This window comes from Oryzisolibacter propanilivorax (genome assembly GCF_900103645.1).
Lineage (GTDB): Bacteria > Pseudomonadota > Gammaproteobacteria > Burkholderiales > Burkholderiaceae_C > Melaminivora > Melaminivora propanilivorax.
The window spans coordinates 274,255-300,300 of sequence record NZ_FNHP01000002.1; the positions used below are offsets into that span (position 1 = coordinate 274,255).

The 26,046-nt window shown below is 69.4% G+C and carries 23 protein-coding genes and 1 riboswitch; of the genes, 14 read left to right on the plus strand and 9 right to left on the minus strand.

The annotated features are described in order from the left end of the window. The first annotated feature begins 2 nt into the window (after positions 1 to 2). Complete coding sequence (locus BLQ61_RS03985) at positions 3 to 1,298, plus strand: CaiB/BaiF CoA transferase family protein (RefSeq protein WP_091566927.1); 1,296 nt, start codon at positions 3 to 5, stop codon at positions 1,296 to 1,298. A gap of 87 nt (positions 1,299 to 1,385) precedes the next feature. Here BLQ61_RS03985 and BLQ61_RS03990 read toward each other — a convergent pair whose 3' ends face one another. From BLQ61_RS03990 to BLQ61_RS04005, 4 genes are all read right to left on the minus strand, one after another. Beyond that, positions 1,386 to 2,900 carry a tripartite tricarboxylate transporter permease gene (locus tag BLQ61_RS03990; protein ID WP_091566929.1) on the minus strand — a complete coding sequence of 505 codons (1,515 nt, stop codon included), beginning with the start codon at positions 2,898 to 2,900 and terminating at the stop codon, positions 1,386 to 1,388. A 35-nt stretch (positions 2,901 to 2,935) separates the two neighbouring features. After that, complete coding sequence (locus tag BLQ61_RS03995) at positions 2,936 to 3,385, minus strand: tripartite tricarboxylate transporter TctB family protein (protein WP_091566933.1); 450 nt, start codon at positions 3,383 to 3,385, stop codon at positions 2,936 to 2,938. 76 nt (positions 3,386 to 3,461) lie between these two features. Beyond that, entirely contained in the window at positions 3,462 to 4,442 is a 981-nt protein-coding gene (locus tag BLQ61_RS04000) for a tripartite tricarboxylate transporter substrate binding protein (RefSeq protein ID WP_091566935.1), read from the minus strand. Positions 4,443 to 4,531: 89 nt separating this feature from the next. Continuing rightward, positions 4,532 to 5,812 (minus strand): hypothetical protein, encoded by a 1,281-nt coding sequence (locus BLQ61_RS04005; RefSeq protein ID WP_091566937.1) that lies wholly within the window; start codon positions 5,810 to 5,812, stop codon positions 4,532 to 4,534. Positions 5,813 to 6,041: 229 nt separating this feature from the next. Here BLQ61_RS04005 and BLQ61_RS04010 point away from each other — a divergent pair, with 229 nt between their 5' ends. Next, positions 6,042 to 6,938 carry a LysR family transcriptional regulator gene (locus BLQ61_RS04010; RefSeq protein ID WP_091566939.1) on the plus strand — a complete coding sequence of 299 codons (897 nt, stop codon included), beginning with the start codon at positions 6,042 to 6,044 and terminating at the stop codon, positions 6,936 to 6,938. Positions 6,939 to 6,981: 43 nt separating this feature from the next. Here the strand turns inward: BLQ61_RS04010 and BLQ61_RS04015 are convergent, their stop codons facing one another. Further along, positions 6,982 to 8,286, minus strand: a complete 1,305-nt coding sequence (locus BLQ61_RS04015) for a Glu/Leu/Phe/Val family dehydrogenase (protein WP_091566941.1) — start codon at positions 8,284 to 8,286, stop codon at positions 6,982 to 6,984. Positions 8,287 to 8,632: 346 nt separating this feature from the next. Here BLQ61_RS04015 and BLQ61_RS04020 point away from each other — a divergent pair, with 346 nt between their 5' ends. Further along, positions 8,633 to 9,127 (plus strand): PACE efflux transporter, encoded by a 495-nt coding sequence (locus tag BLQ61_RS04020; RefSeq protein ID WP_091566943.1) that lies wholly within the window; start codon positions 8,633 to 8,635, stop codon positions 9,125 to 9,127. A gap of 92 nt (positions 9,128 to 9,219) precedes the next feature. Here the strand turns inward: BLQ61_RS04020 and BLQ61_RS04025 are convergent, their stop codons facing one another. Next, positions 9,220 to 9,810 carry a DNA-3-methyladenine glycosylase gene (locus BLQ61_RS04025; protein WP_217629375.1) on the minus strand — a complete coding sequence of 197 codons (591 nt, stop codon included), beginning with the start codon at positions 9,808 to 9,810 and terminating at the stop codon, positions 9,220 to 9,222. Between the two features lie 56 nt (positions 9,811 to 9,866). Then, on the minus strand, positions 9,867 to 10,619 hold the full coding sequence (locus BLQ61_RS04030; RefSeq protein WP_091566945.1) for a hypothetical protein: 753 nt from the start codon (positions 10,617 to 10,619) through the stop codon (positions 9,867 to 9,869). Positions 10,620 to 10,829: 210 nt separating this feature from the next. Then, positions 10,830 to 10,928: riboswitch (S-adenosyl-L-homocysteine riboswitch) on the plus strand. A 70-nt stretch (positions 10,929 to 10,998) separates the two neighbouring features. Between BLQ61_RS04030 and metH the strand changes: the two genes are divergently transcribed. The 5 genes from metH (at position 10,999) to BLQ61_RS04055 (ending at position 17,095) form a co-directional block, all read left to right on the plus strand. Next, entirely contained in the window at positions 10,999 to 13,722 is a 2,724-nt protein-coding gene (gene metH / locus BLQ61_RS04035; protein WP_091566947.1) for a methionine synthase, read from the plus strand. A gap of 145 nt (positions 13,723 to 13,867) precedes the next feature. After that, positions 13,868 to 14,197 carry a hypothetical protein gene (locus tag BLQ61_RS04040; protein WP_091566949.1) on the plus strand — a complete coding sequence of 110 codons (330 nt, stop codon included), beginning with the start codon at positions 13,868 to 13,870 and terminating at the stop codon, positions 14,195 to 14,197. A gap of 174 nt (positions 14,198 to 14,371) precedes the next feature. Continuing rightward, positions 14,372 to 15,397: an ABC transporter substrate-binding protein gene (locus tag BLQ61_RS04045; RefSeq protein WP_091567499.1), complete on the plus strand. Its 1,026-nt coding sequence runs from the start codon at positions 14,372 to 14,374 to the stop codon at positions 15,395 to 15,397. Positions 15,398 to 15,445: 48 nt separating this feature from the next. After that, positions 15,446 to 16,258, plus strand: coding sequence for an ABC transporter ATP-binding protein (locus BLQ61_RS04050; protein ID WP_091566951.1), 813 nt, complete (start codon positions 15,446 to 15,448; stop codon positions 16,256 to 16,258). A 9-nt stretch (positions 16,259 to 16,267) separates the two neighbouring features. Then, positions 16,268 to 17,095: an ABC transporter permease gene (locus tag BLQ61_RS04055; RefSeq protein ID WP_091566953.1), complete on the plus strand. Its 828-nt coding sequence runs from the start codon at positions 16,268 to 16,270 to the stop codon at positions 17,093 to 17,095. 26 nt (positions 17,096 to 17,121) lie between these two features. On the opposite strand, the gene BLQ61_RS04060 is transcribed toward BLQ61_RS04055, so the two are convergent. Beyond that, entirely contained in the window at positions 17,122 to 17,661 is a 540-nt protein-coding gene (locus BLQ61_RS04060) for a shikimate kinase (RefSeq protein WP_091566955.1), read from the minus strand. Between the two features lie 183 nt (positions 17,662 to 17,844). Here BLQ61_RS04060 and BLQ61_RS04065 point away from each other — a divergent pair, with 183 nt between their 5' ends. Continuing rightward, complete coding sequence (locus BLQ61_RS04065; RefSeq protein ID WP_091566957.1) at positions 17,845 to 18,924, plus strand: YihY/virulence factor BrkB family protein; 1,080 nt, start codon at positions 17,845 to 17,847, stop codon at positions 18,922 to 18,924. A gap of 143 nt (positions 18,925 to 19,067) precedes the next feature. After that, positions 19,068 to 19,850, plus strand: coding sequence for an outer membrane lipoprotein (locus tag BLQ61_RS04070; RefSeq protein WP_091566960.1), 783 nt, complete (start codon positions 19,068 to 19,070; stop codon positions 19,848 to 19,850). A gap of 270 nt (positions 19,851 to 20,120) precedes the next feature. Here the strand turns inward: BLQ61_RS04070 and BLQ61_RS04075 are convergent, their stop codons facing one another. Continuing rightward, on the minus strand, positions 20,121 to 20,894 hold the full coding sequence (locus BLQ61_RS04075) for a ferredoxin--NADP reductase (protein ID WP_091566962.1): 774 nt from the start codon (positions 20,892 to 20,894) through the stop codon (positions 20,121 to 20,123). 204 nt (positions 20,895 to 21,098) lie between these two features. Between BLQ61_RS04075 and BLQ61_RS04080 the strand changes: the two genes are divergently transcribed. The 4 genes from BLQ61_RS04080 to BLQ61_RS04095 all read left to right on the plus strand — a co-directional run bounded on the left by BLQ61_RS04080 (position 21,099) and on the right by BLQ61_RS04095 (position 25,894). Beyond that, positions 21,099 to 22,313, plus strand: a complete 1,215-nt coding sequence (locus tag BLQ61_RS04080) for an ABC transporter substrate-binding protein (RefSeq protein ID WP_091566964.1) — start codon at positions 21,099 to 21,101, stop codon at positions 22,311 to 22,313. A gap of 118 nt (positions 22,314 to 22,431) precedes the next feature. Beyond that, positions 22,432 to 24,348, plus strand: a complete 1,917-nt coding sequence (locus BLQ61_RS04085; RefSeq protein ID WP_091566966.1) for an ABC transporter permease — start codon at positions 22,432 to 22,434, stop codon at positions 24,346 to 24,348. Next, on the plus strand, positions 24,345 to 25,133 hold the full coding sequence (locus BLQ61_RS04090; RefSeq protein ID WP_091566967.1) for an ABC transporter ATP-binding protein: 789 nt from the start codon (positions 24,345 to 24,347) through the stop codon (positions 25,131 to 25,133). The genes BLQ61_RS04085 and BLQ61_RS04090 overlap by 4 nt, the downstream gene beginning before the upstream one ends. Continuing rightward, complete coding sequence (locus BLQ61_RS04095; RefSeq protein WP_091566969.1) at positions 25,130 to 25,894, plus strand: ABC transporter ATP-binding protein; 765 nt, start codon at positions 25,130 to 25,132, stop codon at positions 25,892 to 25,894. Before BLQ61_RS04090 ends, BLQ61_RS04095 begins: the two co-directional genes overlap by 4 nt. Positions 25,895 to 26,046 lie beyond the last annotated feature (152 nt).

The following is a 26,046-nucleotide window of genomic DNA, read 5'->3' on the forward strand; positions in this document are numbered from 1 at the left end:
CCATGAACGACGACCCGACCCCCACTCCCCCATCCGCTGCCCCCGCCGCCGGCGCCCTGAGCCATCTGCGCGTGCTCGACCTGTCGCGCGTGCTGGCAGGCCCCTGGAGCACGCAGAACCTGGCCGACCTGGGCGCCGATGTCATCAAGATCGAAAAGCCCGGCGAGGGCGACGACACGCGCCACTGGGGCCCGCCCTTCATGCCCGGCGAGGACGGCCAGCCGACGCGCGAGGCCTGCTACTTCGCCGCCTGCAACCGCAACAAGCGCTCGGTCACGGTGGACATGGCCACGCCCGAGGGCCAGCAGCTGATCCGCGCGCTGGCGCGCGACAGCGACGTGGTGGTGGAGAACTTCAAGACCGGCGGCCTGGCGCGCTACGGGCTGGACTACGCCTCGCTGTCGGCGCTGAACCCGCGCCTGGTGTACTGCTCGGTCACCGGCTTCGGCCAGACCGGGCCGTACGCGCCGCGCGCCGGCTACGACCTGCTGATCCAGGCCATGAGCGGGCTGATGAGCATCACCGGCCAGCCCGACGGCGCGCCCGGCGCCGGCCCGCTGCGCGTGGGCGTGGCGGTGATCGACCTGTTCACCGGCCTGTATGCCACCAGCGCCATCCTGGCGGCGCTGGAGGCGCGCCACCGCACCGGCCGCGGCCAGCATATCGACATGGCGCTGCTGGACGTGGCCATGGCCATCCTGGCCAACCAGGGCGCGGGCTTCCTGAACGCCGGCAATGTTCCGCAGCGCCAGGGCAACACGCACCCCAGCGTCGTGCCCTACCAGGACTTCCCGACGCAGGACGGCTACATGCTGCTGGCCATCGGCAACGATGGGCAGTTCGCGCGCTTTTGCGACGCCGCCGGCGTGGACTGGGCGCGCGACGCGCGCTTCACCACCAACGCCGGGCGTGTGGTGCACCGCGCCGAGCTGATCCCGATGATGAGCGCGCTGACGCGCACCCGCGCCACCGCCGACTGGATCACGCTACTGGAGGACAAGGCCGTGCCCTGCGGCCCCATCAACGACATCGGCCAGGCCTTCGACGATGCCCAGGTGCGCGCGCGCGGCCTGCGCGTGGAGCAGGAGCGCTGGCCCGGCGCCCAGCCGCCCGAGGGCCAGCGCGTCAACCGCGTGGCCAGCACCGCTAGCCCGCTGCGCCTGTCGGACACGCCGCCGACGCTGCGCCACGCGCCGCCGGCGCTGGGCCAGCACACCGACGAGGTGCTGCGCGAGCGGCTGGGGCTGGACGCCGCGCAGCTGCAGGCGCTGCGGGACCAGGGCGTCATCGGCGCCTGAACGCGAGCCGCCCCATGCGGCACCCGAAAAAAACGGCCCGTGCGGGCCGTTTCTCGTGGCTGGCGCCGGCGTCGGCCGGCGCCGCGCTCACGGGCGCGCCGACGCCTGCACGCGGCGGCGGTAGGCGCGCACCGCCTGCAGGATCGACAGCGCGGTCAAGGCCATGATGAGCAGCGACAGCGGGCGGGTGAAAAAGCTGCCGATCAGGGTGGGAATGCTGTCCTGCACCAGAGCCATGGAGCGGGCCAGTTCGCCCTCGGCCATGCTGCCCAGCACCAGGCCCAGCACCAACGGCTCACGCGGCACGTCGAAGCGCTTCATGGCATAGCCCAGCAGACCCATGGCCATCATGATCCAGACGTCCACCAGCGACATGTTGATGGCATAGGCGCCGATCACGCCCAGCCCGATCACCAGCGGTCCCAGGATGCTGGCCGGCGTCTTGATGAAGCTCACACCGAAGCGCGCCACCATCAGCCCCACCGGGATGAAGAACAGGTTGGCCAGGAACATGCTCAGGATGAAGCCGTAGGTGATGCCGCCGCTGTCGGTGAACAGCCCCGGGCCGGGCTTGAGGCCGTGGATCATCAGCCCACCCAGCATCACCGCCGACACCGCGTTGCCGGGGATGCCCAGCGTCAGCGCCGGCACCAGCGAGCCGCCGACCACGGCGTTGTTGGCCGTCTCCGAAGACACCACGCCCTCGGGGTTGCCACTGCCGAAGGTCTCGGGCGACTTGGAGACGCGCTTGGCGTCGTCGTAGGCCAGAAAACCCGCGATGCTCGAGCCCGCGCCCGGCACCACGCCGACGACGATGCCGATCAGCGTGGCGCGCAGCAGCAGCATCTTGTACTTGAAGATCTCCAGCATCTGCCGGAAGCCGCCGCGCACCTCGGCCACGCTGGCCTGGGCCATGTTGGCGGGCTGGGACAGGTTGTCGATGATCTCCGGCAGCGAATACAGGCCGATCAGCGCGACCACCATGGGCAGGCCGTTGAACAGCTCGGGAATGTCCATCGTGAAGCGGATGTCGCCGGTGAGCGGGTGCATGCCGATGATGGCCAGGAACAGGCCCAGCGTGCCCGAGATGAAGCCCTTCAGGATGTTGCGCTCGGACAGCGAGGCGATCACCGACACGCCGAACAGCGCCAGCAGGAAGTATTCCTGCGAGCCGAAGCGCAGTGCCAGCGCGGCCAGCGGCGGCGCCAGGAACAACAGCGCGCCGTTGCTGACGAAGCCGCCGATGGCCGAGCCCGCGGTGGCCAGCGCGATGGCCTCGCCCGCGCGGCCCTGGCGCGTCATCGGGTAGCCGTCCAGCACGGTGCTGCAGTTGGACGGCGTGCCCGGGATGTTCAGCAAGATGGCGCTGATCGCGCCGGCGTAGGTGGAGGAGCAGTACACCGCGCCCAGCAGCGCCAGGCCCTGCACCGGCGACATGGTGAAGGTGACGGGCACCAGCAGGGCCACGCCCATGGTGCTGGTCAGCCCGGGCAGCGAGCCGATGACGATGCCGAAGACCGTGCCGAAGGCGATCAGCAGCAGGGCGATGGGGTCCAGCATCTGGGCGGCGCCCAGGGCGATGCCATTGAAGATCGTGTCCATGGTGGGTCGGAGCCTCTAGTGCGGGTGGCGGGGGGTCAAAAGAGCAGGCCCTGGGGCAGGCGCACGCCCATGAACGCCACGAACAGCGCGTATGTCAGCGCCACGAAGCAGGCCGTCACCAGCAGCATGACGGGCAGGCGCCGGGCGCCGAACAGCGCCATGCTGCCCAGCAGGAAGGCGGCGGTGGCCACGAAGTAGCCCAGGTAGTCGATCGCCAGGATGTACAGCGACGTCACCAGGAACACTTTCAGCGCCGGCACCAGCGAGGTCAGCACGCCCGGTTGGCCGTGCGGCGCGGCCTCCAGGGGCAGGCGCCACTGCTGCACCAGGAACACCAGCGAGAACAGCAGCTGCACGCCCATCAGGAACCGCGGAAATTGCGACGATTCCGCCGGGTACTGGAAGGACTGCGCGAGCAGTGCCGCCGAAAGCAGCACCAGGATCACGGCAAGGGCGCGATCCCGCTTCTGGGAATGGAGTGTCATGGCGTGCGTTCCTGCACGGCCCGGGTGTCGTGCCAGGCCGGGCAGGCCCCAGATCCGGCACGGCGCCCAAGCCGCATCACTTCTTCAACAGGTCCTTCAGGGACTCGACTTCCTGGGTGGATGTCTTGACCAGCGCCTCGGCGTCGGCCATGCCCATGTACTGGACGGCGATGCCCAGGTCCTTGGCTTCTGCGACGAATGCCGGGGCGGTGACGATCTTCTTGCAGGCGTCCTCCAGCTTGGCCAGGCGGTCGGCGGGAACGTCCTTGGGCGCCGCCAGGCCGCGCACCGCCATGCCCACCGGGGCGATGGGCTTGTCGAACACCTTGGAGGCGATGGGCACGTCCGGCAGCAGCGCGGCCGGTGTATCGCTGAAGACCACCAGCGCGCGCAGCTTGCCGGCCTCGATGTTGGCCATGGCAGCGCTCAGCGTGGAGGCCGCGACGTCTACCTGTCCGCCCAGCAGCGCCGTGATCGCCGGGCCGGAGCCGTTGAAGGAGATGAAGTTGGTCTGCAGGCCCAGCGCCTTGGCGGCGGCCAGGTGCTGCAGCTGCACGTTGCTCTGCGGACCGTCACCGGCGACGTTGACCTTCTTCTTCGCGTCCATGGCCTGCGCGGCCAGGTCCTTGGCGGTCTTGAGCGGGCTGTCGGCGCGCACCACCCACACCACCGGGTCCGACTGGATGTTGCACACGTAGTGGAAGTCGTCCAGGGCGTACGGCGTGGCGGGCCGCAGCGCCTTGAGGATGACCATGGAGGGCAGGCTGGTGGCGCCGATGCTGTAGCCGTCGGCGCGCGACTTGGCGATGGCCGTCCAGCCGATCTGCCCGCCCGCGCCCGGCTTGTTCTCCACGATCAGGTTCTGCCCCAGCACCGGGGCAGCGTGCTTGGACAACAGACGCAGCAGGATGTCGTTGCCCCCGCCCGGGGAAAACGGCACGGTGGCGATGATGGGCTTGCTGGGGAAGTCGCCCTCGGCGTGGGCCGCGGGCAGGGCTGCCGCGCAGCACAGGGCGATGGCGCTCAGGCGGGCCAGGAAAGTGGTGCGGATGCTCATGGTTGTCTCCTCGAGGATGGGCGTGGCGTTGAAGAAAACCCTTCCGTGCAGGCGTGCCGGCAGCGGAAGGCGGGGCGGGTCTCCGATGGTCAGGCGCCCACGATGCCGGACACGTCGAGCACGTACATCTGCCGCTCGTGCTCGTGCACCGAGTCGATGCACACCGACTGGCCGTCGCGGCTCCAGCGCGGGTGCAGGTCGCAGCGGTTTTCCTTCTTCAGGTTCGGATCCGCGTAGAAGCTGCCGATGTCGTGGCGCACGTTGTCGCGCGTGTCGTAGAGGAACAGGATGCGCTCGTGCGTGTCCGGGTCCGGGTAGGTGTCGCTCAGCAGCCAGCGCGCGTCCACCGGGGAAAACGACATGTGGCCGTTCTCGGTCAGGATGCCGCGGCCGATGACTTCGACCGGCGCACCGGGCGCGTCGGTGTAGCGGTGGTAGTGGATGCTGCCCGCATGCGGGCCCCAGACGATGATGCGCCCGTCCGCGCACCACAGCGGGTGCGAGATCTGGTACTCGGACTTTTCGTAGTCGTAGGTGCCGACGGCGCTGGGGTCGAAGTCGTCGGCCAGCTGCGGCAGCGGGTGGTCCGAGTCCTCCAGCAGGCGCATGTCGCTGCCGTCGGGGTTGGCGGTGATCAGGCGGTGCAGGAAGCAGGTCTCGTCCTTGACCCGCTCGGTCCAGCGGTGCAGGAACAGGAAGCGCGACGAGTCGGGGCTGATCTCGATGTGGCTGACCCAGTGGATCGCCTTGTCCATCGACGCCACCGGGTGGAAGTCGCGCAGGTCCGCGTAGCTGATCGCCAGGCGCGACTGGCCGGTGGCGATGTCCATGCAGTGGATGCCGTCGTCGGCCGGCGCGTTGGGCATGGCCTCGGGGGCCTGTGTCCAGGCGTAGCCGATGGTCTCGTGGGTGATGTACAGGCGGCTGTAGTTCACGCACAGGGCGAAACTGCTGTCCGGCGCCACCGAGTACACGGGCAGGGGCAGCATGCGCTGCGCGCCGCTGTCCGCGTCGTGCACCACGGACGCATAGCCCGGGTAGACCGCATCGGGGTTGTCGGCGCGGCAGTTGTACACCAGCTGCCGGCCGGCCAGGCCGTCGAGCCACTGCAGCTGGCAACCCATCTGCCAGTTCCAGGCGCGGGTGGTGCCGGCGCGGTGGAAGCGATCCTGCTCCGCCAGATCAAAGAAACCCACTTCCGCTTCCAGCTCGGGCGTCAGGGGGGCATCGGCCATGGGCACGCGGTTGGCCAGCACGTACCGGCCGGTGCGGTCCCAGACGGTCTTGTTGTAGTAGCCGAAGAAATGGTGGCCCGCGTCGCTGCCGAGGCGGCGGATGGGACAGGGGGAATTGATGATCGGTCCAGTCATGGAAGTGCCCTACGAACTGACAGGGGTGACGCGGTGCGCAAGCGCGCCGCTCCCGAAATAGCCATTGCCAGGGACACTGTAGGCCGCCATGGGGCATGCAATCCAATACTATTGACGGCAGTGACTATTCATTTTGGATATACATAGGTCCTCCTCAAGGTGACCGACGGGCGATGCGCCCGGCCTCGTCCGGGGAGCCCCGATCCGCAGACTTCTTGAGGTTCCTTCCATGGTCCGCCCCCTGCAAACCCGGGAAATCGAGGCCTTCCAGGCCGTCATCCAGACCGGCACCACGACGGCGGCCGCGCAGTTGATGCACACCACCCAGCCCTCCATCAGCCGGCTGCTGGCGCAGCTGCAGGCGGCCGCGGGCGTGAAGCTGTTCGAGATGCACAAGGGCCGGCTGCGCCCCACGCGCGAGGCCATGGAGCTGTACGCGACCGTGCAGCAGCACTTCGTCGGGCGCGAGCGCATCGAGCGCGAACTGGCGGTGCTGCGGCAGTCGGGCGCGGGGTCGCTGCGCATCGGCTGCACCCCGGCGCTGGCGCTGAGCGTGATCCCGCCGGTCATGGGCCGGTACCTGCAGCGCTACCCCGGCGCGCACCTCAGCATCCAGACACTGGGCGCCAACGAGCTGCGCGACGGGGTGCTGCACGGCAAGTTCGACCTGGTGCTCAGCACCATGGTGCTGGCCTCGGAAGCGCTGGACGCCACCGTCCTGCACCGCGGCCAGGGGGTGTGCGTGATGCACCCGGACCACCCGCTGGCCAGCCGCGCCCAGCTGCATGTGCGGGACCTGCAGGACCAGCTGCTCCTGACCCTGAACGCCAGCGACAGCATCTTCATGCAGCTGCAGCAGAAGATGCTGGCCTTCGGCGTGACGCCGGGCGCCACCATCGAGACCAACTACTCCTCCACCATCTGCCGCCTGGCGGCGCAGGGCCTGGGCGTGGGCGTGGTCAATCCCTACATGGCGGCGGTCTTCGACCAGGACCTGAAAATCCTGCCGCTGCAGCCCGAATGCTCGGTCGAGGCGGTACTGGCCCTGCCGCCGCAGTACGCCCCGTCGGAGCGCGTGGACACGCTCACCGAACTGCTGCGGGCGCAGTTCCTGACCTACGGCTGAAGGCCGGCGCGCTGGACAGGGGGGCGGGCCGGCGCGTCGCCGCTCAGGGGTACAGGCCGCGCATCTCGCGCGCGTGCAGGATGCGCTTGCAGGCCACGATGAAGGTGGCGGTGCGCAAGCTGACGCCGTTGTCCTGCGCCACCTGCCAGATGCCGGCGAAGGCGTTCTGCATGATGCGCACCAGGCGGTCGTTGATCTCGTCCTCGGTCCAGAAGAAGCTGGTGAAGTCCTGCACCCACTCGAAGTAGCTCACCGTGACGCCGCCGGCGTTGGAGATCACGTCGGGCAGCACTAGCACGCCGTTGTCATGCAGGATGTCGTCGGCCTCGGGCGTGGTCGGGCCGTTGGCGCCTTCGATGACCAGCTTGGCCTGGATGCGGCCCGCGTTCTCGGCGGTGATCTGGCCCTCCAGCGCCGCCGGGATCAGGATGTCGCACGGCACGCTCCAGAACTCGGCGTCCTGCATCTGGTCGGCGCCGGCAAAGCCCGCCACGCCGCCGGTCTCCTGCACGTGCGCCAGCAGCGCCGGCACGTCCAGGCCGGCGTCGTTGTGGATGCTGCCGGTATGGTCTTGCACCGCCACCACCTTGGCGCCGGCCTCCGCGAACAGCCGCCCGGCCGTGCCGCCGACGTTGCCAAAACCTTGCACTGCCACGCGCGCGCCCTCGATGGGCATGCCGGTGTGCTTGGCCGCTTCCACGCCCACGGTGAACACGCCGCGGCCGGTGGCTTCGATGCGCCCGAGCGAGCCGCCGAGGTCCACCGGCTTGCCGGTGACCACGCCGGTGGAAGTCTCGCCGACGTTCATCGAATACGTGTCCATCATCCAGGCCATGACCTGGCCGTTGGTGTTCACGTCGGGCGCCGGGATGTCCTTCGTGGGGCCGATGATGATGCCGATCTCGCTGGTGTAGCGGCGCGTCAGGCGCTCCAACTCGGAGCGCGAGAGCTTCTTCGGGTCGACGCGGATGCCGCCCTTGGCGCCGCCGTAGGGCACGTTCACCGCCGCGTTCTTGATGCTCATCCAGGCCGACAGCGCCATCACTTCCGACAGCGTCACGTCCTGGTGGAAGCGCACGCCGCCCTTGCCCGGGCCGCGGCTGGTGTTGTGCTGCACGCGATAGCCCTCGAAGTGGGCAATCGTGCCGTCATCCATCTCGATCGGCACGTCGACGATCAGCGCGCGCTTGGGGCGCTTGAGCGTCTCCACCCAGCGCGCCAGGCTGCCCAGGTAGGGCGTGACGCGGTCGACCTGCTGCAGGTAGATGCCCCAGGGGCCCAGGTGCTGCGGGTCGAGGTAAGAGGGCAGCGCGTGCGAGTGGCTGGCGATGGGCGGCTTGGAGGGCATGTAATGGTCCTTGTGCTGGCCCCGGCAGACGGGGCGGGCGTGAAAGCCGGCTACTCTATGCCCGGCCTGCGGCGCTGTCCAACGCCGCAGTCTTTGGCTGAGATGCAGGCGCGGCATGGACCTTGCGGGCAACAGGGCCATGCCGGGCTGCAGATCTGCCCTGGCCGGTGGCGCCGAAGCCGCCGGAAAAACCGCCGCCGCCCTGCCGCGCGGCACCGGCACGGACGTCATGTGATTGACCTAGGTTACTATTAAAACAATAGCTAAATGCCGTTATGGAATATGGGCCCGAGCCGTATTTTCCTTATAAAACACCGCGGCAAGCCGCGCTGCCTATACTGGCCCTATGCCTGCCAGTCAATCCCAGAAGAACCCTTCCAACCCCGCCACGCCCGGCCTGCAGGGCCCGCGCCGGCGCCTGGTGTTCGTCGCGCTGTACGAGCTGATCGCGGTGGCCGCCTCGACGCTGCTGTTCATGGCCATCGGGCAGGAGGTGGGGGCCTCGGGCGTGATGTCGGTGGTGGCCTCGACGCTGGCGATTGGCTGGAATGTCACCTTCAACCACCTGTTCGAGCGCTGGGAGGCGCGCCAGTCGGTCAAGGGCCGCTCGGTGCTGCGCCGCGTGGTGCATGCGGTGGGCTTCGAGGGCGGGCTGGCGCTAATGCTGATCCCACTGATGGCTTGGTGGTTCGACGTCGGCCTGTGGCAGGCCACGCTGATGGAGGCCGGGCTGCTGGTGTTCTTCCTGGTCTACACCTACGTTTTCAACTGGGGCTTTGACCGGGTTTTTGGCCTGCCGGCGTCGGCGCAACCGCTGCCGGCTGTATCGCCGCAGGGCTGATTCCGGCGCTGCGTGCACGGGCTGGCGCATCTGCCCCTCCCCCCGCCCTCTCCCCCTGGCGGGGACCGAGGGAGCAGCAGATGCCCGCCCGCTCACCCGGTCCCGCGCATTGGCCGGCTCAAAAAGCGCGAGCCGGCCTCGCCGAAACGCCAGGGCACGTCCGCCGCGCGGGTGATGCCGATGCGCGGACCGGACACCACCTGCGGCGCCGGCGCATCCGCCGGCGGCGCCAGCAGGGCGAACGGCGGCGCGTCCAGCGGCAGCTGGTCGAAGCCGCCGTCGATGCCCAGCGCCTGCGCCAGCCGCCCTGGCCCGGCGCACAGCAGCCGCTCGTCCTGCAGCCCGCGCCGCGCGCACATCGCCTCCAGCCCGTGCGTCGGCTCCAGCGCCCGGATCAGCACCGCCGTGCCCTCGCCCTCGGCGCCGCAGACCAGGTTCAGGCACCAGTGCACGCCGTACGAGCGGTACACATAGGCGCGCCCTGGTGGGCCGAACATGGCGGCGTTGCGCGGCGTGCGCCCGCGAAAGCTGTGCGAGGCTGGGTCGGCATCGCCATAGGCCTCGGTTTCGACTATGCGCCCGCCCACGCCATCGACCAGCAGCGTGACACCGATCAGCAGCGGGGCCAGCGCATGCGCCGGCGCGCGGAAGTCCAACCCCGCCAACGGCGCAGCCCCTGGCACGCAGGCGTTTTTCGGGCCCTTGTTGCTGCTGGCAGTGGTGCTGGGCACGACGGTCTTCAGCGATGGCCCTGGAAGGCGAAGAAATCCACCAGCGACGGCGCCACGCTGGTGATGGTCAGGCGCGGGCCGTCCAGCACCGCGATGCCGGCCACGGAGGCGCCGTGCGGCAGCGGGCAGTTCGGGCCGGTGAATGACGCGCGCATGTCGTACACCGCACGCCCGCCGGGCCGCGGGCCGATCGAGCCGCGCACCAGGCAGTCGGTGGAGGCCGGCGTCAGCCCCAGGCCGCCGTCGGGCGTGATGGTCAGCGTCAGCGGGTGCGGCCAGCCGCCGGCGTAACCGGTATAGCTGCCTGCCAGCGCGGCAGTGGTCACCGCGCGCTCGTACGCCGCCACGTAGCTGCCGTTGAAGACATCGAATACGAACCCCGCCTGCAACTGGCGCTGGGGCACGTAGCTGCCGCCGTAGAGCGACGAATGCACCTGTCCGCCCTTGTCGTAGTCCACCATCGCGGCCGAGCCGCGCAACTGCCCGTCGGACGAGCCGCTGGTGCCGTGGAAAGCGCCGTGGATGATGGGCCCGGTGTGGTACAGCCCCCAGGTCTCGCCCGTGTCCAAAATGGTCAGCAGCACGTCATAACCGGTGGAGGTTCTCCCGTCCCAGCGGCCCTCGGCGCCGGCCACGGGGCGCACGCCGGGCGGGGTGGCGGGGCCGACGTCGTCGTCATCGTCGCTGCCGCCGCCGCAGGCGGTGAGCAGCGCGGCCAGTGCCAGCAGGGCGGCTGAGCGGCGATAGGCGAAGGGGGGCACCGGGTTCTCCTTGGATGATGGCGGCTTGCAGGACAGGATTGCGCCTGCAATGCAGGTGCAGGTTATACCGGCAGCGCCGCCATGCGGGCCGCCCGGTGGCCACCGCCTGCTGCAGGCCCCGAGGCCCGCCAGCGCCATGCTGCCCGGCACTCGCCACAAGCCCCCACCACCCGGGCGCCGCCCCGCGTTTCCTAAAATCCCCGCCTTCGCCCCGCCAAGGAGCGTTGCAGCGGCCGCCTTCGACCACGCGGATCAGGCCGTCAGGCTTGGCGGAGACTGCCGTTTTTCGCGCAACGACGCTCGCCTGTTCCCCCACGAATCGACCGCACAGGTGAGCCTGATGACCACTGCCGCCGCGCCTATCGCGCCCCCTCCTCCCATGAAGCTCTCCGGCCTGGAGCCCGTCTCCATCGGCCCGGGCTCCCTGTTCGTCAACGTCGGCGAGCGCACCAACGTCACCGGCTCCAAGGCCTTCGCCCGCATGATCCTGGGCGAGCAGTACGAGCAGGCGCTGTCGGTGGCGCGCCAGCAGGTGGACAACGGCGCGCAGGTCATCGACGTGAACATGGACGAGGCCATGCTGGACAGCAAGGCCGCGATGGTGCGCTTTCTGAACCTGATCGCGTCCGAGCCCGACATCGCCCGCGTGCCGGTGATGGTGGACTCGTCCAAGTGGGAGGTGATCGAGGCCGGCCTGCGCTGCCTGCAGGGCAAGGGCATCGTCAACTCGATCAGCATGAAAGAAGGGCTCGACGAGTTCAAGCGCCAGGCGCGCCTGATCCGCCGCTATGGCGCCGCCGCCGTGGTGATGGCCTTCGACGAGCAAGGCCAGGCCGACACCTACCAGCGCAAGATCGAGATCTGCGAGCGCGCCTACCGCGTGCTGGTCGACGAGGTCGGCTTTCCGCCCGAGGACATCATCTTCGACCCGAACATCTTCGCCGTGGCCACTGGCATCGAGGAGCACGCCAACTACGCGGTCGAGTTCATCGAGGCGGTGCGCTGGATCAAGGCCTACCTGCCCGGCGCCAAGGTCAGCGGCGGCGTGTCCAACGTGTCGTTTTCCTTCCGCGGCAACGACCCGGTGCGCGAGGCGATTCACACCGTGTTCCTGTACCACGCGATTGCCGCCGGCATGGACATGGGCATCGTCAACGCCGGCATGGTCGGCGTGTACGACGACCTCGACCCCGAGCTGCGCGAGCGCGTCGAGGACGTGGTGCTGAACCGCCGCCCGGACGCGGCCGAGCGGCTGCTGGAGATTGCCGAGGCCGCCAAGGGCGCGGCCAAGGACGACAGCAAGAAGCTGGAGTGGCGCGGCACGCCCGAGCACCCGAAAACGGTGGGCGAGCGCCTGTCGCACGCGCTGGTGCACGGCATCACCGACTTCATCGTCGAGGACACGGAGGAGGCCTACCAGGACATCGTCGTGGCCAAGAGCGGCCGCCCGCTGCACGTCATCGAGGGCCCTTTGATGGCCGGCATGAACGTCGTCGGCGACCTGTTCGGCGCGGGCAAGATGTTCCTGCCGCAGGTGGTCAAGTCCGCCCGCGTGATGAAGCAGGCGGTGGCGCACCTGATTCCCTACATCGAGGAGGAAAAGCGTCAGCAGGAGGCCGCCGGCGTGGACGTCTCCAGCAAGGGCAAGATCATCATCGCCACGGTGAAGGGCGACGTGCACGACATCGGCAAGAACATCGTCACGGTGGTCCTGCAGTGCAACAACTTCGAGGTCATCAACATGGGCGTGATGGTGCCCTGCCATGAAATATTGGCGCGCGCCAAGGCGGAAGGCGCCGACATCATCGGCCTGTCCGGCCTGATCACCCCGAGCCTGGAGGAGATGCAGTACGTCGCCGGCGAGATGAGCAAGGACGACTACTTCCGCATCAAGAAGATCCCGCTCCTGATCGGCGGCGCCACCTGCTCGCGCGTGCACACCGCCGTGAAGATCGCGCCGCAGTACGACGGCCCGGTGGTGTACGTGCCCGATGCCTCGCGCAGCGTGAGCGTGGCGCAGAGCCTGCTGGGCGAAGGCAAGGACAGCTACTTGGCCGAGGTGCAGGCCGACTACGACCATGTGCGCGAGCTGCACGCCAAGAAGAAGAAGGTGCCGCTGTGGCCCATCGCCCGCGCGCGCGCCAACGCCGCGGCGGTGGATTTCGACCAATACGCGCCCACCGTGCCCCGCGCCCTGGGCCGGCGTGTATTCAGGAATTTCGACCTGGCCGAGATCGCCAGATACCTGGACTGGGGCCCGTTCTTCCAGACCTGGGACCTGGCCGGGCCGTTCCCCGCCATCCTCGACGACGAGGTGGTCGGCGAGGAGGCGCGCAAGGTCTTCGCCGACGGCCAGGCGATGCTGAAAAAGATCATTGAGGGCCGCTGGCTGACGGCCAACGGCGTGATGGGCCTGTGGCCCGCGGCGCGCGTGGGCGACGACATCGTGTTCTACACCGACGAGTCGCGCAGCCAGGTGCTGACCACTTGGCACGGCCTGCGTCAGCAGGCGGAAAAGCAGGTCGATGCCGAAGGCAAGCTGCGCCCCAGCCGCTGCCTGGCGGACTTCGTCGCGCCGCTGGACAGCGGCGTGCGCGACTACGCCGGCCTGTTCGCGGTGACGGCCGGCATCGGCGCCGAGAAGAAGGAAAAGGAGTTCCTGGACGCGCTGGACGACTACTCGTGCATCCTGTTCAAGGCCCTGGCCGACCGCCTGGCCGAAGGCTTCGCCGAGTGCCTGCACGAGCGCGTGCGCCGCGACCTGTGGGGCTACGCGGCGGACGAGACTTTGGGCAACGCCGAGCTCATCAAGGAGCAATACCAGGGCATCCGCCCCGCGCCGGGCTATCCGGCCTGCCCCGACCATACGGTCAAGGTCGAGCTGTTCCGCACGCTGCAGGCCGACGAGATCGGCATGTCGCTCACGGACAGCTTCGCTATGTATCCGGCCTCCAGCGTCAGCGGCTACTACCTGGCGCACCCGCAGGCGACGTATTTCAACGTCGGCCCGATCGGCGACGACCAGGTGCAGGACATGGCGCAGCGCCGGGGCATGGACCTGGACGAGCTGCGCCGGCGGCTGGCGCCGAACCTGGGGATGTGAGCCGCCACGGCAGGCAGTGCTGTTGCTATTGAAAGAATAGCTGCCTGCGCTTGATACACCAGGGCTAGCATCGGTTTTTATGGGAAATCCCTCCCCGCCCGTCGCACAAGGCGGGCGGGTCCTGCCCCCTTGATCACAGAGGACTTTGCGCACTCGCCTTCATCCGACCCTGGCCGCCACGGTCCAGCGCCAGTTCCTGCATGGCTGGCTGGTGGCGCTGGCGCTGTTCGCGCTGGCCCTGGGGCTGCTGCTGCACACGCGCTGGGAGGTGGCAGGCTGGGCAGCGGCGCTGGCCTTCGGCGCCTGGATGCTGGCGCTGCTGCTGCACCTGTACGGGCAGGTGCGCCGCGTGCCCTGTCCCGACTGCGGCCAGGTGCTGCGCAGCCATCCCGACCCTGCCGACGGCTGGGTGGCGTCATGCGAGGGCTGCCAGGTGCGCTGGCAGCTGCAGATCGGCACGCGCCTGCGCAACTGAGTGCGCTCGAGGCGGGCGGTGTGCCCGCCTGGTGCGCCGCCGGGCATGGGTCCTCTACGCACCCTCCACAACTGCCGTGCCGCGATGGCGTCGCTATCATGGTCCGCAGCTTTCCGCCCACCGTACGGCGGCAGCGGGAGCGATATGCGCTTTTCGCCCACAGGAGACAACACCATGCAACGACGCCACCTCATCGCCGGCGGCCTGGCCGCGGCCGCGCTGCCCGGCTTCAGCTTCGCCCAGGCACTGGAAAAAACCAAAGTCACCATCGCCGTCGGCGGCAAGAACCTGTTTTATTACCTGCCCCTGACCATCGCCGAGCAGCAGGGCTACTTCAAGGACGAGGGGCTGGACGTGTCCATCGTCGACTTCGCCGGCGGCTCGCGCGCGCTGCAGGCGGTGGTGGGCGGCAGCGCCGACGTGGTCTCCGGCGCGTTCGAGCACACCATCAACATGCAGCTCAAGGGCCAGCCGATGCGCGCCTTCGTGCTGCAGGGCGCGGCGCCGCAGGTGGTGCTGGGCGTCAACCCCAAGACCATGCCCAACTACAAGAGCGTGGCCGACCTGAAGGGCAAGAAGATCGGCGTGACGGCGCCGGGCAGCTCGACCAACGTCGTCGCCAACTACGTGCTGGCCAAGGCGGGGCTGAAACCCAGCGACGTGAGCTTCGTCGGCGTCGGCGCGGGCAACGGCGCCGTGGCGGCGATGCGCGCCGGGCAGATCGACGCCATCTCGAACCTGGACCCGGTCATCACGCTGCTGCTGCGCTCGGGCGACCTGAAGATCATCTCCGACACGCGCAAGCTGGACGAAGCCGAGCGCGTCTTCGGCGGCCCCATGCCCGCCGGCTGCCTGTACGCGCCGCAGCCCTTCCTGGACAAGCACCCGAACACCGCGCAGGCCCTGGCCAACGCCATCGTGCGTGCCGACAAGTGGATCCAGCAGGCCGGCGGCGGCGACGTCATCAAGGTCGTGCCCGAGAGCTACCTGCTGGGCGACCGCGCGGTCTACATCGACGGCTTCATGGCCGCCAAACAGGCCATGTCGCCCGACGGCAGCTTCCCGGCCAAGGGCCCGCAGACGGCGCTGCGCGCGCTGGCCAGCATCGATCCCAAGCTGGAAGCAAACAAGGTGGACCTGAACGCGATCTACACCAACGAGTTCGTCAAGAAGGCCAACGCCAAGTACCCGAAAGGTTGAGCGGATGACGATGCGTGATTCCGAGAGCCGGCACGTGCGGAGACTCCCGTGACCGCGCCCGCGATCGAACTGCAGGGCGTTGCCTGCACCTTCGTGGACAAGCACAACCCGGCGCAGCGCTACACGGCGGTCAGCCAGGTGGACCTCACCGTCGGTGCGGGCGAGTTCGTCAGCGTCGTCGGGCCCACGGGCTGCGGCAAGAGCACGCTGCTGAACGTCGCCGCCGGGCTGCTGGAGCCTTCCGAGGGCAGCGTGCGCATCTTCGGCGAGGCGCTGCAGGGCCTGAACCGGCGTGCCGGCTACATGTTCCAGGCCGAGAGCCTGATGCCCTGGCGCACGGCGCTGGCCAACGTCATGGCCGGGCTGCAGTTTCGCGGCGTGGCCGAAAGCGACGCGCGCGCACAGGCCGGGGACTGGCTGCGCCGCGTGGGCCTGGGCGCCTTCGGCGACCGCTACCCGCACCAGATGAGCGGCGGCATGCGAAAGCGCGCCAGCCTGGCCCAGACCCTGGTGCTGGACCCGGACATCATCCTGATGGACGAGCCGTTCTCGGCTCTGGACATCCAGACGCGCCAGCTGATGGAAAACGAGGTGCTGGCGCTGTGGCAGGGCAAGAAAAAGGCGGTGCTGTTCATCACCCACGACCTGGATGAAGCCATCGCCATGAGCGACCGGGTGGTGGTCTTGAGCGCCGGCCCGGCCTCGCGGCCGATCGGCGAGTTCACCATCGACATCGAGCGCCCGCGCGACGTGGCCGAGGTGAAAACCACGCCGCGTTTCCTCGAGTTGCACGCCGCCATCTGGGACGAACTGCGCGGCGAAGTCCTGAAGGGCTACCAGCAACAACTGCAGAAGGCCTGAAGAACAGCCATGTGGAATCTCATCAAACCGCGCCGCGCCACGCTGCGGCTGTGGCAACTCGGCCTGCTGGTGCTGCTGTTCGTGTTCTGGCACGCCATGACCAAGCCCGGCGTCATCCCACCGTTCATGTTCGACAACGACCAGCAGGCGGCGTTCTTCTTCGGCGAGCCGATCAAGATCTTCGCGCGCATCTGGGACTGGTTCGTGACGGATGCCGACATCTACCGCCACCTGTGGATCACCCTGGCCGAGACGGTGCTGGCGTTCGCCATCGGCGCCGCGGGTGGCCTGGCCGGCGGGCTGTGGCTGGCGCTGTCGCCGATGGCCTCGGCCATCCTCGAGCCCTACATCAAGGCGCTGAACGCCATGCCGCGCATCATCCTGGCGCCGATCTTCGCGGTGTGGTTCGGCCTGGGGATCGGCTCCAAGGTCGCCTTGGGCGTCACGCTGGTGTTCTTCATCGTGTTCTTCAACGTCTACCAGGGCGTGCGCGAGGTCAGCCCGGTGATCCTGGCCAACGCGCGCATGCTGGGCGCCAGCCAGCGCCAGTTGCTGCGCCACGTGTACCTGCCGAGTGCCACCAGCTGGGTCTTCAGCTCGCTGCACACCAGCGTCGGCCTGGCCTTCGTCGGCGCGGTGGTGGGCGAGTACCTGGGCTCGAGCGCCGGCGTGGGCTACCTGATCCTGCAGGCCGAGGGCAGCTTCGACATCAACACCGTGATGGCCGGCATCCTGGTGCTCACGGCGTTCGCGCTGGCGCTGGACGCGCTGGTCGGGCGCATCGAGCGGCGCCTGATGCGCTGGCAGCCGCAGGCCGACGGCGGCGGCAAGCTGTGACGCGGCGCCGCGCGCGCTGAGCCTCCCTAGCGGCGCCGGCGCGCTGCGGCGGTCATCTCCAGCTGCATCGCCGCCATGCTGACCAGGCCGTGCACCGTGGGCCGGGGCGACTCGACGCAGTGCTGCGCCACCTCGCGGTACAGCGGGTCGCGCACGCGGTACAGCTCGCGCAGCCGGCCCAGCGGGTCCTCGACCTGCAGCAGGGGCCGGTTCTGGTCGTGGCGCAGGCGGCGCATCAGGTCCTCGGGCGTGGCGCGCAGGTACAGCACCGTGTCGAAGCCCGTGCGCAGCGCGGCGCGGTTGACCTCGCGCAGCACCACTCCGCCGCCGGTGGACAGCACCACCGGCCCGTCCTGCGCCGCCAGCTCGGCCAGCAGCGCCTGCTCGTGGTCGCGAAAGGCCGCTTCGCCGCATTCCTCGAAATACTGGCGGATGCTGGTGCCCAGCACCTCCTCCAGCCGCTGGTCCATGTCCACGAACGGCAGTTGCAGGCGGCGCGCCAGCTGGCGCCCGACAGTGGTTTTGCCCGAGCCGGGCATGCCGACGAGGGCGCAACGCGTTTGCATGGTGGAGGACTGGGACAGCACGGACAGTATTCGACGACGGTGGCCCGGCCATGCGGCCGCGCCCGTTGGGGACGCCGAGTGTACGGGCGCCGCGCAGCGCCGGACCGCGTACGCGCTGCCGCCACCGGCATACGCGGTCCGCACTGACACCGCTGGTTGCAACTGCTGCGCACAATCGCCGGCATGGCTTTTTCCTCGACGCTGGACACCCTGAAGGCGCGCGCGCAGCCGCTGCTCAAGCCCGTGCAACCCCTCATCCGGGCGCTGGGCCTGTGGTCGGACGCCGACGGCCTGCGCATGAGCGCAGCGATGTCGTTCTACGGCATGCTCAGCCTGGCGCCGCTGTTGCTGCTGATGGTCGGCGTGCTGGGCTGGTGGTTCGACAAGTCCTACCTGGAGAGCAACCTGATCGCCCAAGTGCGCGGCGTGATGGGCGAGCGCGTGGCCGACGTGGTGCGCGGCGCCCTGGAAAGTGCCCAGGAGCCGGCGCAGGGCCGCGTCGCGTCCATCGTCGCCTTCGTGCTGCTGGCATCGGGCGCGACCGGCGTGTTCGTCGAGCTGCAGTCGGCGCTGGAGCGCCTGTGGGCCAGTGGCACCCAGACCGAAGGCGGCCAGGACAAGGCCGCGTGGTGGCGCCTGGCGTCGCTGCGCCTGCGCGGCCTGGCCTACATCCTGGCGTTCGGCTTCCTGCTGCTGGTGTCGCTGGTGCTGTCCACCGCCATCAAGGTGCTGGCCAACTGGGCCGGCCCCTGGCTGCCGTTCGACTCCTCGGGCGTGGTGCTGAGCCTGATCAACGAGACGGTGTCGTTCGCGGTGACGGTGCTGCTGTTCGTCGGCCTGATGCGCATCGGCGGCGGGCACCATCCACCGATGAAATGCCTGGTGTCGGGCGCCTTTCTCGGCGCCATCCTGTTCACCGTCGGCAAGCAGGCGTTGGCGTTCTACCTGTCCACGGCGGCGGTGGTCTCGGCCTATGGCGCGGCGGGTTCGCTGGTGGTGCTGCTGATGTGGATCTACTTCTCGTCGGCGGTGCTGCTGCTGGCGGCCAGCAGCGCCCGCGCGCTGCACGAGCAGGCGCGCCCGGCCGAGGCACGCGCCTCGCGGCCGCTGGGCAAGGACGGCGGGCAGGACTCCGCCAGCGAGCGGAACGCGCACACAGCGGCAGCAGACGAGGCGTGGGTGGACGCTGCGCCAGCCGCTAGCTTCGAGCAGCAGCCCGACTTCGCGCAGCTGGCGCGCATGGCCCGGCACGAGCCGCGCTGAACGCTGTTCCTTCAACCGCTGATTACGCCGCTTACATCCCGGTCCGCCTTGTAAAGCGGTTGCCGGGATAGCCTTGGCTGCATCTGCGGGCCTGCCGCACCAGCTGCCCGCCTGAACCATGCAACCACAGGAATCACAGCCGCATGCATCCGCTCGTCCCTTCCGGCGCCGAGACGCCGCCCCAGCGCACCGTGAAGCAACTCTGGACCGCCGTCGGCGTGCTCGGCATCAGCGTGCTGGCACTGGGCGGCACGCTGGCGGCGCAGCAGCTGCGCGGCCCGGCGGCCACGCCGCAGGCCCAGGCGCCCGAGTCGCAGACCGTTGCCGCCGTGCCGTCCACGCCGGAATCCGAAATCATCAATGAAAAAGCGCCCCAGGCCCTTGCAGAACAACGGTCTGTAGCTCCTGTTTCGGGAGCAAAGGCACCCGCACCGCAGCTGGCCCTGGCGCCCGTGGCACCACCCGCTCCACGCCCGCAGCCGGCGCCGCGCGATGCATATCTGCAGCCTGCCGCACAGTCACGCGCTGCCGCGCCCGCCGTGTGCGGCAGCTGCGGCCATGTCGAATCGGTGCAGGCCCTCTCGCAGCCGGCGCCGGCCAGCGGCGTGGGCATGGTCGCCGGTGGGCTGCTGGGCGGCGTGCTGGGCAACCAGATCGGCAAGGGCTCGGGCCGCAAGGTGGCGACGGTGCTCGGCGCCGTGGGCGGCGGCTATGTCGGCCACCAGGTCGAGCAGCGCGCGCGCAGCACCACCACCTACCGCATGCGCGTGCGCATGCACGACGGCTCGGTACGCACCTTCACCCGCGCCCAGCCGGTGGCCGAAGGCACGCCGGTACGCGCCACGTCCAACGGTTTCCGCGTCGACAGTGCCGGCGGCGCCAGCGCACCGCCGGCCGCCATGCGGGTGGTGGACAGCGGCTATTGAGAGGAAAGCCGGCGTGCTTCGGGGCGGCTGGCCTGGCCCCTTCAGCCAGAACGGCCTGCCCAGCCTGAGGCTGGTTCGCCAACTCGTTGAGCCCACCTAATTGGGTTCTGACCCCAATTAAGAGCCACGCTCCCCCATGACCGGCGCATCTTGAGCCAGCAGACGCCGTGGATCCGGCTTCGCCGGTCCACCAGCGTCGTCCCCCCTTCACAGCACGCGCAGCGCGCGCCAGAGAAGGGGGAAGCGGCGCAACCGCTCAGGGGTTGTCCTTTATTTTTCGACGAACGCCCGCTCGATCACGAAGTCGCCCGGCCGCGTGGTGTTGCCCTCCTCGAAGTCGCGCTTTTCCAGCAGCTCCTTGAGCGAGGCCAGCATCTCCGGGCTGCCGCACAGCATCACCCGGTCTTCCAGCGGCGACAGCGGCGGCACGCCCAGGTCCGTGAACAGCTTGCCGCTTTCGATCAGCTCGTTGGTGCGACCCTGGTTGCGGAAGGGCTCGCGCGTCACGGTGGGGTAGTACTTCAGCTGCTTGGCGACCATCTCGCCCAGGAACTCGTGTTGTGGCAGCTCCTGGGTGATGTAGTCGTGGTAGGCCAGCTCAGCCACCTCGCGCACGCCGTGGATCAGGATGACCTCCTCGAATTTCTCGTAGGTCTCCGGGTCGCGGATGGTGCTCATGAACGGCGCCAGGCCGGTGCCGGTGGAGATCAGGTACAGCCTTTTCGCCGGCAGCAGGTAGTCGATCAGCAGCGTGCCGGTGGGCTTCTTGCCGACGACGATGGTGTCGCCCACCTGGATGTTCTGCAGGCGCGAGGTCAGCGGGCCGTCGGGCACCTTGATGGACAGGAACTCCAGGTGCTCCTCGTAGTTGGCACTGGCGATGCTGTAGGCGCGCAGCAGCGGCTTGCCATTGACCATCAGGCCGATCATGGTGAAGTGGCCGTTGGAGAACCGCAGCGCGGTGTCGCGCGTGGTGGTGAAGGAAAACAGGCGGTCGGTCCAGTGGTGCACCGACAGGACACGTTCTTCGAGGAATGCGCTCATGGCTGGAGGATCGGGAGGGCAGTGGAAATCAGGGCCTGCTCGGGCCCTGGCGCGAGTGTCGCCGCTTTGTTATTCAGCCTGCGAATAAGCCAAACAAAGGCCGGCGCCCTCGCCCTACGGACAAACCCTGGCATTGTGGGGCAAACTTGCGCGCCGGCCCGATGGGGGCCGGCCCTGCAATGACCTGCGACAAAGGATCGCCCCATGCCGTCTCGCCTGCTTGCCGCCACCGCGCTGGCGCTCACCGCCTCCCTGTCCCTGCTGGCCGCAGGCAGCGCCCATGCCCAGGGCATTTACAAGCTGGGCGAGGTCAACAGCTACAAGGCCCAGCCGGCCTTTCTGGAACCCTACAAGAAAGGCATGGAACTGGCGGTGGAGCAGATCAACGCCGCCGGCGGCGTGGACGGCAGGAAGCTGCAGCTCATCACCCGCGACGACAACGGCAACCCCGGCGACGCCGTACGCGCCGCCGAGGAGCTGTTCGCACGCGAGAAGATCGACGTGCTGATGGGCAGCTTCCTGTCGCACGTCGGCCTGGCGCTGACCGACTACGCGCAGCAAAAGAAGCGCTTCTTCCTGGCCGCCGAGCCGCTCACGGACAAGATCGTCTGGGAGCACGGCAACCGCTACACCTTCCGCCTGCGCCCCTCCACCTGGATGCAGGTGGCCATGCTGGTGCCCGAGGCGGTGAAGATGAACAAGCAGCGCTGGGCCATCGTCTACCCCAACTACGAGTACGGCCAGTCCGCCGTGGCCACCTTCAAGCAGCTGCTGAAAGCGGCGCAGCCGAACGTGGAGTTCGTTGCCGAGCAGGCCACGCCGCTGGGCAAGGTGGACGCGGGCAGCGTGGTGCAGGCGCTGCAGGACGCGAAACCCGACGCCATCTTCAACGTGCTGTTCGCCGCCGATCTGGCCAAGTTCGTGCGCGAAGGCAACACGCGCGGGCTGTTCGAGGGGCGCGGCGTGGTCAGCCTGCTGTCGGGCGAGCCCGAGTACCTGGACACGCTGAAGGGCGAGACACCGAATGGCTGGATCGTCACCGGCTACCCCTGGTACGCCATCCAGACGCCCGCGCACCAGGCCTTCCTGGACGCCTACCAGAAGCGCTTCAAGGACTACCCGCGCGCCGGCTCGGTCGTGGGCTACAACGCCATCCTGTCGGTCGCCGCGGGCCTGAAGAAAGCCGGCTCAGCCGACACGGAAAAGCTCATCGCCGCCTTCCGCGGCCTGCAGCTGGACACGCCCTGGGGCCCGATCACCTACCGCCTGCAGGACCACCAGTCCACCATGGGCGCCTACGTCGGCAAGACGGCGCTGCAAAAGGGCAAGGGCGTGATGGTGGACTTCCACTACATGGACGGCGCCGACTTCCAGCCCAGCGACGCCGAGGTGGCCAAGCTGCGCCCGGCCGCGCGCTGAAGCGCCCTGGCGCGGCACCCGCCCATGCGGCCCAACAGCTTCAAAAAGCATAGCTGCATTCCCTTGATCCGCAAGGGCCAGGGGCATTTTTCGCTTCAAAACCGCGCAGACTGAACCCATGCAACTCTCCAGCCTGCTGGTGCAGCTGCTCAACGGCCTGGCCGGCGCCTCGACGCTGTTCCTGGTGGCCGCCGGGCTGTCGCTGATCTTCGGCGTGCTGCGCATCGTCAACTTCGCGCACGGCTCGCTGTACATGCTGGGGCTGTACGTGGCGTACTCCAGCGTCGAGCAGCTGGCGCCCACGCTGGGCTTCTGGCCGGCGCTGCTGCTGGCGCCGCTGGCCGTAGGGCTGTTCGGTGCGCTGGTCGAGGTGCTGCTGCTGCGCCGGCTGTACCACGCGCCCGAGCTGCTGCAGCTGCTGGCGACCTTTGCGCTGGTGCTGGTCATCAAGGACGCCGCCCTGTGGCTGTGGGGGCCAGAAGAATTGTTCGGCCCGCGCGCGCCAGGGCTGGAGGGCGCGGTGACGCTGCTGGGCCGGCGCTTTCCGGCCTACGACCTGTTCCTGATCGCCGTCGGCCCGCTGGTGCTGCTGCTGCTGTGGCTGCTGCTGAAACGCACCCGCTGGGGCACCCTGGTGCGCGCCGCCACGCAGGACCGCGAGATGGTCGGCGCCCTGGGCGTGAACCAGGCCTGGCTGTTCACCGCCGTGTTCGCGCTCGGCGCGCTGCTGGCGGGCCTGGGCGGCGCGCTGCAGCTGCCGCGCGAGCCGGCCAGCCTGGAGCTGGACCTGAACACCATCGGCGCGGCCTTCGTGGTGGTGGTGGTGGGCGGCATGGGTTCCATCCCCGGCGCCTTCGTGGCGGCGCTGCTGATCGCCGAGCTGAAAGCCGTGTGCATCTGGCTCGGCGTGGTGGAGGTGGCGGGTGTCAGCATCGCCTTCCCGCGCCTGACGCTGGTGGTGGAATTTCTGGTGATGGCCGCCGTGCTGGTCTGGCGGCCGTGGGGTCTGCTGGGCAAGCCGCAGGCCCTGGTGCGCGCCAGCAGCGAGAGGGCCGAAGCCCCGCTGCGGCGCTCCGGCCTCGGGGCGCGGGCAGCCTGGGTGGTCGGCGTGGCCCTGCTGGCGCTGCTGCCCGTGGCGGCCGGCGCCTGGCCCTACGCCACCGTGCTGGTGCAGGACGTGCTGGTGGCGGCCCTCTTCGCCGCCAGCCTGCACGCCCTCATGGGCCCCGGCGGCATGCACTCGTTCGGCCACGCGGCGTACTTCGGCGCCGGCGCGTACACGGCGGCGCTGCTGGTGCGCAGCGCCGGCTGGCCAGTGGAGGGCGCGCTGCTGCTCGCGCCGCTCGGCGCGGCGGCGTTCGCGCTGGTCTATGGCTGGTTCTGCGTGCGCCTGTCGGGCGTGTACCTGGCCATGCTGACCCTGGCGTTCGCGCAGATCACCTGGGCCATCGCCTTCCAGTGGAACGCTGTCACCGGCGGCAGCAACGGCATCACCGGCGTATGGCCGCAGGGCTGGCTGGCGGACGGGCCGGCGTTCTACCTGCTGACGCTGGCCTGCGTGGCGGCGGGCGTGTTCGCCCTGCGCCGGCTGCTGCACGCGCCCTTCGGCATGGCGCTGCGCGCCGCGCGCGACTCCGCCCTGCGCGCCGACGCCATCGGCATCGACGTGCACCGCCTGCGCTGGGCGGCCTTCATGGTGGCCGGGCTGTTCGCCGGGCTGGCGGGCGCGCTGTTCGCCTTCTCCAAGGGCGGCGTGTCGCCCGAGGCGCTGTCGGTGGGCAAGTCGGTGGACGGGCTGGTGATGGTGCTGCTGGGCGGGCTGCAGTCGCTGTCCGGCCCGCTGGTGGGTGCGGCGGCCTTCACCTGGCTGCACGACACCGTCGCCCGCCACACCGATTACTGGCGCGCGCTGCTGGGCGGCATCATGCTGCTGCTGGTGCTGCTGTTTCCACAAGGAATGGCCGGCCTGGCCCAGGTAGTCAAAGGGCGGGCAGCTATCAAACCAGGAGCAAATGCGCCGGAGGCCGCGCCATGAGCCTGCTGCAGGTGACCGGCCTGTCCAAGTCCTTCGGCGGCGTGCGCGCGGTGGACGGCGTGGATTTTTCCCTCGCGCCCGGTGAGCTGCTGGCGCTGATCGGCCCCAACGGCGCGGGCAAGACCACCACCTTCAACATGGTGGGCGGGCAGCTGGTGCCGGACGCGGGCGCCATCGTGCTGGACGGCCACGACATCGCCGGCCTGCCGCCGCGCGCCATCTGGCGCCGGGGCGTGGGCCGCACCTTCCAGATCGCCGAGACCTTCGCCTCGCTCACCGTGCTGCAGAACGTGCAGCTGGCGCTGCTGTCGGCCGACGGGCGCATCTTCCGCGTCTGGCGCCCGGCCGGCACGCACCGCGTGCAGGACGCCCTGGCGCTGCTGGAGCGCGTGGGCATGGGCGCGCAGGCCGCACGGCCGTGCAGCGAGCTGGCCTACGGCGACATCAAGCGCGTGGAGCTGGCCATGGCGCTGGCGCACGCGCCGCGCCTGCTGCTGATGGACGAGCCCACCGCCGGCATGGCGCCCGCCGAGCGGCTGGCGCTGATGGCCCTCACGCGCGAACTGGCGCACGAGCGCCGCATGGGCGTGCTGTTCACCGAGCACAGCATGGACGTCGTGTTCCAGCACGCCGACCGGGTGCTGGTGCTGGTGCGCGGCCGCATCCTGGCCGAAGGCCCGCCCGCCGCCATCCAGGGCAACGCGCAGGTGCAGGCCGCCTACCTGGGCACCGGCCGCATCGGCGCTGCCCCACCTGCCGCCGCAGCGCCAGGAGCCGCGCCATGAAACTGAACGACAACACCGCGCATGCGCCGGGCGACGACGCGCCCCTGCTGCAGGTCGAGGGCCTGAACGCCTGGTACGGCGCCGCGCAGATCCTGTTCGGCGTGGGCCTGCAGGTAGGGCGCGGCGAGGTCGTCGCGCTGATGGGCCGCAACGGCGCGGGCAAGTCCACCACCCTGAAAAGCATCGCCGCCCTGGTGCCGCGCCGCGTGGGCAGCGTGCGCTTTCTGGGCCGCGACGTGTCGCGCCTGGCCCCGCACCAGATCGCGCGGCTGGGCCTGGGCTACGTGCCGGAAGAGCGGCGCATCTTCACCGACCTGACGGTGCTGGAAAACCTGGAAGTCGGCCGCCAGCCGCCGCGCCGCTGGCCGGACGGCACCGCCGCGCCGCTGTGGACGCCGGCGCAGCTTTTTGCCCTGTTCCCCAACCTGGGCGAAATGCCCGGCCGCCCCGGCGGGCGCATGAGCGGCGGCGAGCAGCAGATGCTGACGGTGGCCCGCACGCTGATGGGCCAGCCGCTGGTGGTGCTGCTGGACGAGCCCTCCGAGGGCGTGGCGCCGATCATCGTGGAGCAGATGGCGCAGACCATCCTGCAGCTGAAAGCGCAGGGCATCGGCATCTTGCTGAGCGAGCAGAATTTGCCGTTTGCGGAGGCTGTGGCGGACCGGGCAGTGGTGCTGGAGAAGGGGCAGGTGGTGCATGCGGCGCCGATGGGGGAGTTGGCGGCGGATGCGGGGATGCGGCGGTTGTATTTGGGCGTTTAAGCGTATTTGCTTCGCGCAGGACGTTTTGGGGGCGTAAGACAGTGATGGGGGTTGTTGCCCTCCATCGCTTTTAAGGCATGAGCGGCTGCTGTGCAGCGGGTGCCGTCGTTCACTGATGCGCCTCCAAAGCACGGTGACCGACACACAGCAGT

Coding starts and splice junctions, on each gene's coding strand:
- BLQ61_RS04065 (WP_091566957.1), top strand. CDS start 17,845: ATGGCTTTTTCCTCGACGCTGGACACCCTGAAGGCGCGCGCGCAGCCG.
- BLQ61_RS04045 (WP_091567499.1), top strand. CDS start 14,372: ATGCAACGACGCCACCTCATCGCCGGCGGCCTGGCCGCGGCCGCGCTG.
- BLQ61_RS04095 (WP_091566969.1), top strand. CDS start 25,130: ATGAAACTGAACGACAACACCGCGCATGCGCCGGGCGACGACGCGCCC.
- BLQ61_RS04020 (WP_091566943.1), top strand. CDS start 8,633: ATGCCTGCCAGTCAATCCCAGAAGAACCCTTCCAACCCCGCCACGCCC.
- BLQ61_RS04075 (WP_091566962.1), bottom strand. CDS start 20,894: ATGAGCGCATTCCTCGAAGAACGTGTCCTGTCGGTGCACCACTGGACC.
- BLQ61_RS04015 (WP_091566941.1), bottom strand. CDS start 8,286: ATGCCCTCCAAGCCGCCCATCGCCAGCCACTCGCACGCGCTGCCCTCT.
- BLQ61_RS04080 (WP_091566964.1), top strand. CDS start 21,099: ATGCCGTCTCGCCTGCTTGCCGCCACCGCGCTGGCGCTCACCGCCTCC.
- BLQ61_RS04000 (WP_091566935.1), bottom strand. CDS start 4,442: ATGAGCATCCGCACCACTTTCCTGGCCCGCCTGAGCGCCATCGCCCTG.
- BLQ61_RS04090 (WP_091566967.1), top strand. CDS start 24,345: ATGAGCCTGCTGCAGGTGACCGGCCTGTCCAAGTCCTTCGGCGGCGTG.
- BLQ61_RS04070 (WP_091566960.1), top strand. CDS start 19,068: ATGCATCCGCTCGTCCCTTCCGGCGCCGAGACGCCGCCCCAGCGCACC.
- BLQ61_RS04060 (WP_091566955.1), bottom strand. CDS start 17,661: ATGCAAACGCGTTGCGCCCTCGTCGGCATGCCCGGCTCGGGCAAAACC.
- BLQ61_RS03990 (WP_091566929.1), bottom strand. CDS start 2,900: ATGGACACGATCTTCAATGGCATCGCCCTGGGCGCCGCCCAGATGCTG.
- BLQ61_RS04010 (WP_091566939.1), top strand. CDS start 6,042: ATGGTCCGCCCCCTGCAAACCCGGGAAATCGAGGCCTTCCAGGCCGTC.
- BLQ61_RS04055 (WP_091566953.1), top strand. CDS start 16,268: ATGTGGAATCTCATCAAACCGCGCCGCGCCACGCTGCGGCTGTGGCAA.
- BLQ61_RS03985 (WP_091566927.1), top strand. CDS start 3: ATGAACGACGACCCGACCCCCACTCCCCCATCCGCTGCCCCCGCCGCC.
- BLQ61_RS04005 (WP_091566937.1), bottom strand. CDS start 5,812: ATGACTGGACCGATCATCAATTCCCCCTGTCCCATCCGCCGCCTCGGC.
- BLQ61_RS03995 (WP_091566933.1), bottom strand. CDS start 3,385: ATGACACTCCATTCCCAGAAGCGGGATCGCGCCCTTGCCGTGATCCTG.
- metH (WP_091566947.1), top strand. CDS start 10,999: ATGAAGCTCTCCGGCCTGGAGCCCGTCTCCATCGGCCCGGGCTCCCTG.
- BLQ61_RS04085 (WP_091566966.1), top strand. CDS start 22,432: ATGCAACTCTCCAGCCTGCTGGTGCAGCTGCTCAACGGCCTGGCCGGC.